A 7,481-nucleotide genomic window follows, 5' to 3' on the forward strand; every position below is an offset into this window, starting at 1 on the left:
CGAGCTATCTCTAGAAGGTCGTCACCAGCGAGTTAGACGCGGCAATGATCGCCACTGCCATCGCATTGATGAAGCCGGCAATGTACGGGTTGTTGGTCTCGCGGTAGATCTTGCGCGAGATCACCGCAGCCGCCGGGAGCATGATCAGCGTCGGGAAGAGCCAGATGCTGAAGATGCCCCCGAATCCATCAACAAGGTGTCCCGTGTCGAAGAAGGTCGAGTACTGCCAGACCACGAGGACTAGCGGACCGAGCGCGTTGAAGAACGCGAGCAGTGCGGTGTTCACCCACTCCTTGCCGCCAATTGAGATGCGACTGAAGGAGTTGACGATGATGGAGTTCGCCACAAAGTAGATCAGGAACAAGGGCAGGACCAGCAGTGCGTAGCCAATCTTGTCTGGGGGGAAGACCTTGATCGCGAAGACCCACAGACGGAAGTCCGTCTTGAAGAAGTAGTCGACGAAGAACACCAGGCTGAAGGACGCGGAGACCACAATCGCCGCGAGCCCTACGCCCTTGCCAAACGAGGCCCAACCGGGGAGGACCCCGATGTCCCGCAATGTCCTGCCCTGCTTACGGACGTTGAAGAGGTACGAGATCGTCATCACGATGGCTGCAAAGACACCGTTGATCGCGGCCCACAGTGCGATGAAGAACACTGCGCCCTCAACGAAGAATGAAGGCTCCGAGTTGAATACCACGCCGGAGAGGCTGGTCTGCTTACTGAGCCACAAGTAGCTCCATGCTGAGAACACCGCCGAGATCAAGAGACCTCCCCAGAACCACACCTTGCCAATGCGGTTCGCGGGGGCGATGGCCATCTTCTCCTTGACCTTGAGCGAGGAGAACGCGCGCGTCTGCAGCATCGTGCGGGTGAATGCCACCAGGAAGATACCGAAGGCGATCACGCCGAGCGTCGTGAAGAACTCCTTGGCCTGCCAGATCTGTCCGCCACCAACGTCCTGATTCGGTGCACCAAGCGTGGTGTCGAAGAAGTCGATCTGGTTGCTGACGGTTTCTGCTGAGATGGTGCCCCACGGGTGCGTCTCGGCGGGAGTGTGCAGAATACGCACGGCATCTACGCCATCAATGTTCTCTGTGTAGTAAGTGTCCACATCACGCACGTCGTCGTACGTTCCCGGCGCGGCGCCAAAGTGCAGGAATGACTGAGCGTTGTCAGTGGTAGCGAACTCACGTGGCGGGGTGAGAACTTCGCCCTCGGGGCTGTAGGAACGGAAGAAGAACTCGTCGTACTGGTCGGCGTTGAGACCAACGTCGCGCGATCCGTACATGTTGTAGTAGGCGTTGTCGTTGGCGGCGTCGTTGTAGAACGCCTCATTGTCGACGAGGAAGACCGAAGCGATCAGCGGCGTAGGCATTTCGTTGTCAATCGCAACTGAGAAGTTCGCTGCACGGGCGCCGTTGGAGTGGCCCGAGACGCCGATTCGTGCGGGGTCCACGTAGGGCAAATCAGCCATCAGCTTGACGGCGTCGTACATGCCCGTTCCGCCTACAGGGATCTCATCAGCGGGAAGCGGGTCAGAGTTGCCGTGTCCGTACATGTCAATCGAGATGACAACGTAGCCGCGTCGCGCCAGTTCGACGTAGTTCGCGTCCTGCATCTCGCGGTTGTTCCACCAACCGTGGCTCACCACGACAGCCGGGGCGGGGTTCTCCACCGTCGCGTTCTCTGGCTTGAACAGCAGCGCGTTCAACATGCGCCCCGAGGAGGTTTCCCATTGCATGTCCTTGATCGTGACCTTGCCGCCGTTGGTTTGCACCAATGAGGCGCCCACTGCCGAAATCAACACGAGGACAAGCGAGAGGATCAGCCAAAAGCTGTTCCGCTTCACCATTGTGGTTTTCATTGCTCTCTAACTCCTTTGTTATGAGGCACCGGCGACGCTTTTCGACAGTGCTACTTAGCCCTGACGCTGTGATCGATCGCAATTTCTACGAGTCAGCATTCTTGAGGGGACTACCGAAGGCTATGGCTGCCTCCGCTGTGCTGAACTGTTTTGAGTTGAACCTGCACCAATGTGCACGCTGGTTAGTGTGACCTGGAATACAGTCACCGTCCTGCTGGTTCGGGAACGCTGTGCAACGTACGCAGTACCTCCTCACACCGTGAGATTTCGTGCGCCGTGCGAGAGGCGTCCCACGAGAGGGAGCCAGCCATCGCATCGGCGATCTGAGTGATCACCCCTCCTGAGGCGAGCCCCATAAACGCGAGATTGGTCCGACGCAGGACCACATCCGCCACGGTGCGCGCGTACTCGTGGCGAACCATGTAATCGACTTCGCGAGACGAGAGCTCGCATCCCGCAATTAGACGGTCCACGTCCGTCTCGACGTAGTCTGCGACATCGCTGGCTCGCGACCCGTAGCGCGCCAGCAGCACCTCGCGGCGGTCCGACTCGACGCGAGGAAGATGCGTGCTGAACCAGTCGGTGCGAACACTTGGGTCCGTGGGGAAGTCCACGGCGCCACCGATGGCGACACCGTCGGTGGACGAAGCGCGCGGGCGGCCGAGGATCTCTAGGACTCGACTAGACAGCGTCTCTCCGAGCGCCCTGAAAGTGGTCCACTTGCCGCCGACCAGGCTCAGCACCGTCGGCCCGGCGCCCCCGTCCTCCTCTTCGATCGAGTAGTCCCGCGACACCAAGCCGGGAGCCATCGCGTCGTGGTGAGGCAAGGGTCGGATCCCCGAATAGGTGAACACAATCTGAGAGCGCTCCACCTGGATCGATGGGAAGACCTCGCCGAGCAGATTGAAGAAATAGTCAATCTCCTCGTTGGTGCACACGGCATCGTCGCGCGGATCGGCCTCGAGGTCTGTCGTCCCCACGAGCACCCGGCCGTGCAACGGGTAGACCAGCACAATGCGGCCGTCCTTGTGTTCGAAGAAGATCTCGCGCCCGTCGGTAGCGGCGAGCAACTCCTCGTTGTCCAGGACAATGTGTGAACCCTTGGTTCCCCCCATGAACGTCGTGTCGCGCCCGAGTGCACCATTGGTGAGGTCCGTCCATGGTCCTGACGCGTTGACGACAACGTCAGCGGTGAGATCGAACTCGACACCCGTCTCGCGGTCACGCAGTGTGACGCCCTGGTCGGTCATAGCGACCGCCTCGACGTAGTTGACGGCAGTCGCCCGCTCACCCGCACGGACGCCGTCGAGCATGACGTCGAGCGCCAGGCGCTCGGGGCTGTGCACCGAGGCGTCGAAGTAGGTTGCGGTGTACTTCACCTCGGGATTGAGTTGTGGCAACTGCTCTAACGACCGCTTGCGGCCGTGGAACTGGTGGCGAGGCACCGATCCGTTGTCGCGAGAGAAAGTGTCGTAGATGGTGAGGCCCATCTTGATGATGGCGGCGCCACGCTCGCTGGCGCGCTTGCCCTTCTGGTGGCGAAGCACCCGTAGCGGCGCAGCGATGAGACCGGAGAACGTCGAGTAGATCGGGATGGTGGTCTTGAGAGGACGCACAAAGTGGGGCGCGATGCGCAACAGCGAGTTGCGTTCGTGGACTGACTCCCGGACCAGGCGCAGTTCGCCGTTCTCGAGATAGCGGAGTCCACCGTGGATCATGTGACTCGACGCAGCGGTGGATCCTGAGGCAAAGTCATTGCGCTCCACCAGCACCACGTCGATCCCTTGCATCGCTAGGTCGCGGAAGGTGGCTAGGCCGTTGATGCCACCGCCGATGACGAGCACCGCGGTTCGCCCTGACTCACGAATCTGAGCAACGTCGGGGCGCTCCTCCGCAGGGAAGAGAGCTGTACTTGGCTGTGCCACACTGCCGTCCTTTCACTGACGCATATGCCTGATGAGACCTATACTTGCCGCACGCACACATTTGTACAAGCCGTTTGCACGAACGTGCAGAATTGAGGAGATGGCCATGTCGGAGAGTGTTTCTGACGACCGCAGAACGCGTGCCGCATTGCGCGCGGCACAGATGTACTACATGCAGGATCTGACCATGGACGCCATTGCACGAGACCTCGCGATGTCTCGCTCTTCCGTATCTCGGCTGCTCGGGTTTGCGCGTGATACTGGCCTCGTTGAGATCACGGTGTCCTCGCCGCTCGACCACGGCGCCGCGCTGGAACGCAAGATCCTTGAGCGGTTCGGAGTGACGGCACACGTGGTGCCCGTGCCCCAACTCATCAGCGACGTCGACCGCCTCGAGCGCGTGGCCATGACCGCCGCTCGCCTGCTCAGTTCGTGGATGGATTCCAATATGACGCTCGGGGTCGCGTGGGGGTCGACTGTCAGCGCCGTCAGTCGGCATGTAGTGAGGAAAGACACGCACAACTCGGTCATCGTCCAGATGAACGGCGCTGGCAATACCCAGACCACTGGCATCGACTACGCGTCGGAAATTATGCAGCGGTTCGGAGCGGCCTACAGTGCTCAGATCCAGCAGTTCGCAGTCCCCGCATTCTTTGACGACCCAGCCGTCAAAGTGGGGCTATGGAAGGAGCGCAGCGTCCATCGCGTACTGGCGGTCCAGGCACGCATGGACATCGCGGTCTTTGGCCTGGGCTCTCCGTTCGCTGAGATTCCCAGCCACGTCTACATCGGCGGCTATCTCGATGCCGCGGATTATCAGAGCCTCAGCGCGGATCGGGTCGTCGGGGACGTCGCCACGGTGTTTTACCGCCGCGACGGGTCGTCAAAGGATGTCTCCCTGAACGCACGCGGAAGCGGCCCCGACCTCCAGCGCCTCAGGCGCGTCCCTCGCCGAGTCTGCGTCGTGTCCGGGGTACAGAAGCTCGCCAGCCTCCAGGGCGCACTCGAGGCAGGCCTCGTGACGGACCTCATCCTGGACGAGTCGCTCGCGACGCGACTGCTCGACCCGGCCTAAGCTGCACGTTTTCCCAATGGCTAGGCACCGTTGTTCGCTCCCGTCTACATTGACACAGTCCCCACTTGAGCGAAGGAGCTCCCTATGACGTACGTGGTCGCACTTGACCAAGGAACGACAAGTACCCGGGCCATGATCTTTGATCACCGCGGTCGTTCAATCTCCACCGGTCAGATCGAACACCGTCAGATCTTCCCTCAGCCCGGCTGGGTGGAGCACGATGCTGCCGAGATTTGGACGAACACGCGCGAGGTCATCGGTATTGCGTTGGGTCACGCGGACATCACCCGCCACGACGTCGAGGCATTGGGTATTACCAACCAGCGCGAGACCGCCGTCGTCTGGGACCGGCACACTGGCGAGCCAATCCACCACGCGATTGTGTGGCAGGACACCAGAACACAGGACATCGTGGAAACCCTGGCTCGGGGCAGCGAGCTCGGAACTGACCGCTACCGCGAGGAGACGGGCCTGCCTCTCGCGACCTACTTCTCCGCCAGCAAGATCATGTGGCTGCTCGATAACGTCGAGGGTGCTCGCGAGCGCGCCGAGGCCGGCGACTTACTGTTCGGCACCATGGACAGTTGGGTGCTGTGGAACCTCACGGGCGGAACCGACGGCGGAGTGCACGCCACGGACGTCACCAACGCCAGCCGCACCATGCTGATGAATCTCACGACCCTCGAATGGTCCGAGCACATCCTCAGCGAGCTGAACATCCCGCGCTCTATGCTCCCGGAAATCCGTGGCTCCTCGGACATCTACGGGAAGGTCGAGTCCTCCAGCCTGCTGCGCGAGATCCCCATCTCCGGCATCCTGGGTGACCAGCAGGCCGCGGCCTTCGGTCAGGCGGCTTTCTCGCGCGGCGAGTCAAAGAACACCTACGGAACCGGCAACTTCGTGCTGGCCAACACCGGCCACGAGTTGGTGCGCTCCGAGCATGGACTCATCAGCACGGTGGCCTATCAGATCGCAGGAGAGGACCCGCTGTACGCTCTCGAGGGCTCCATCGCAGTGACTGGCTCACTGATCCAGTGGCTCCGCGACAACCTCGGCATCATCGCGACCGCCGCGGAGGTTGAGAGCCTGGCCAACGAAGTGGACGACAACGGTGGCGTGGTGATTGTCCCTGCCTTCTCAGGTCTGTTCGCGCCGTACTGGCGGCCAGACGCACGAGGTGCCATCTTGGGGCTGACGAGATTCGCAGACAAGCGCCACATCGCCCGTGCCGCGCTCGAGGCCGTCGCGTACCAATCACGTGAGGTTCTGGATGCGGTCGCGGCGGACACCGGCATAGAGTTCACTGAGATTAAGGTCGACGGAGGCATGGTCGTCAACGGCCTGCTACTGCAGATCCAGGCGGACGTCCTCGGCATCCCCGTCATCCGGCCCATAGTGATCGAGACGACGGCGCTCGGCGCCGCCTACGCCGCGGGGCTCGCAGTAGGCTTCTGGACGGACCTAGAGGAGATTCGCTCGCTGTGGCGCGAGGATGCCCGCTGGGAACCGACGACGGAAGCCGATGCTCGAGCCGAGGGCCTCATTCAGTGGCACAAGGCTGTCTCGCGCACGTTTGACTGGATCGAGTGAGCCCTAGGACGAGGCCACGGTGCGGACGTCCGTGACCACCTCTGCACCGTAGGGGTCCTCTGCTCGCAGGTACCAGGACGTGGCCCCGGCCTCGGGTTTCCACTCAGTCTCGACGAGACTGCCGGACCTGACGTGTTCAAATTTGGCAATGACCTCGTCGCCGAGCACGTCGACACTGAGGGAGTCGGTGAGGAGCACCTTGCGAGGGGCCTCGATGCCGGCGCGTTCGTACGGGATGACGAATTCCTGGTTGGCCTGGTCCAGCGCCTGGTTGACCGCGTCGTAGTCCCGGAGATAGTCCGAGTATGTGCGAACCGTGATGGACTTCGCCGCTGAGTCAAAATGCATGAGGCGCATGTATCCCTCGCCCCCGTGCGGCAAGTCCTGATAGTCGAACAACATGGAGGTCACCGTGCGGTCGTCCTCGCCGTCCCCATCGTCGTCGAACGAGTCCAGGCGGGTGAAGGCATCGTGATAGTGACCGCTCAGCACGAACTTGACGTTTGAGTTCGTCGCGATGACCTCGTCGTAGATGCGTTGGGGCAGCGGCCCGAGTCCGCCGGTCGTCAGCATGTACTCGTGCAGGTTGACCAGGGCGACGCGCTCCGGGTATTGCGCCAACACCTCATTCATCCAGTTGATCTGCTCGTCGCCGGCGCCCCAACCCATGTAGAGAAACAGGAAGTCGATGCCCCCCGCGGTGACCAGGTCGTAGTGACCGCGGTTGTCCTGCAGGCTGCCGCCGAACCAGGGGTTGGCCGCGAAGCGTTCGTCGCCAAACAGGGTCGAGTAGGCCGTGTAGTCATTGGTGCGTTGGTTGACGTCGTGGTTGCCGGCGAGTACCCCGTACGGCAGCCCAGCCCTGTCGAGCTCGTCGTAAGTGGCATCGGCCCGCTCCCACTGCGCCTCGTCCGCAGCCCAATCCACAATGTCGCCCGTGTGGATCAGGTATTGGAGGTTGAGGCTCTCGCGCTCCTTGAGCAAGTAGTCGTGGATAGAGGTCTGGCGGTCGTAGATCTCCGCG

5 protein-coding genes are annotated in these 7,481 nt (G+C 61.8%); 2 read left to right on the plus strand and 3 right to left on the minus strand.

Going from position 1 to position 7,481, the window contains the following annotated elements:
• Positions 1-10: 10 nt before the first annotated feature.
• The gene (locus AOP73_RS03590; protein ID WP_061963240.1) at positions 11-1,867 is read right to left on the minus strand and encodes an alpha/beta hydrolase family protein; all 1,857 of its coding nucleotides are present in this window, start codon (positions 1,865-1,867) and stop codon (positions 11-13) included.
• 203 nt (positions 1,868-2,070) lie between these two features.
• The gene (locus tag AOP73_RS03595) at positions 2,071-3,792 is read right to left on the minus strand and encodes a glycerol-3-phosphate dehydrogenase/oxidase (RefSeq protein WP_061963241.1); all 1,722 of its coding nucleotides are present in this window, start codon (positions 3,790-3,792) and stop codon (positions 2,071-2,073) included.
• Positions 3,793-3,898: 106 nt separating this feature from the next.
• Between AOP73_RS03595 and AOP73_RS03600 the strand changes: the two genes are divergently transcribed.
• Complete coding sequence (locus tag AOP73_RS03600) at positions 3,899-4,867, plus strand: sugar-binding transcriptional regulator (RefSeq protein WP_061964806.1); 969 nt, start codon at positions 3,899-3,901, stop codon at positions 4,865-4,867.
• Positions 4,868-4,951: 84 nt separating this feature from the next.
• Positions 4,952-6,457 (plus strand): glycerol kinase GlpK, encoded by a 1,506-nt coding sequence (gene glpK, locus AOP73_RS03605; protein WP_061963242.1) that lies wholly within the window; start codon positions 4,952-4,954, stop codon positions 6,455-6,457.
• 3 nt (positions 6,458-6,460) lie between these two features.
• On the opposite strand, the gene AOP73_RS03610 is transcribed toward glpK, so the two are convergent.
• Positions 6,461-7,481: metallophosphoesterase (locus AOP73_RS03610; RefSeq protein ID WP_174435860.1), on the minus strand; the 1,021-nt coding region annotated here is incomplete at its 5' end.

The organism is Demequina aurantiaca, from assembly GCF_000975135.1.
Classification (GTDB): Bacteria; Actinomycetota; Actinomycetes; order Actinomycetales; family Demequinaceae; genus Demequina; species Demequina aurantiaca.

Excerpts from the sequence above, each read along its gene's own strand:
- glpK (WP_061963242.1), top strand. The coding sequence starts at position 4,952 with ATGACGTACGTGGTCGCACTTGACCAAGGAACGACAAGTACCCGGGCC.
- AOP73_RS03590 (WP_061963240.1), bottom strand. The coding sequence starts at position 1,867 with ATGAAAACCACAATGGTGAAGCGGAACAGCTTTTGGCTGATCCTCTCG.
- AOP73_RS03600 (WP_061964806.1), top strand. The coding sequence starts at position 3,899 with ATGTCGGAGAGTGTTTCTGACGACCGCAGAACGCGTGCCGCATTGCGC.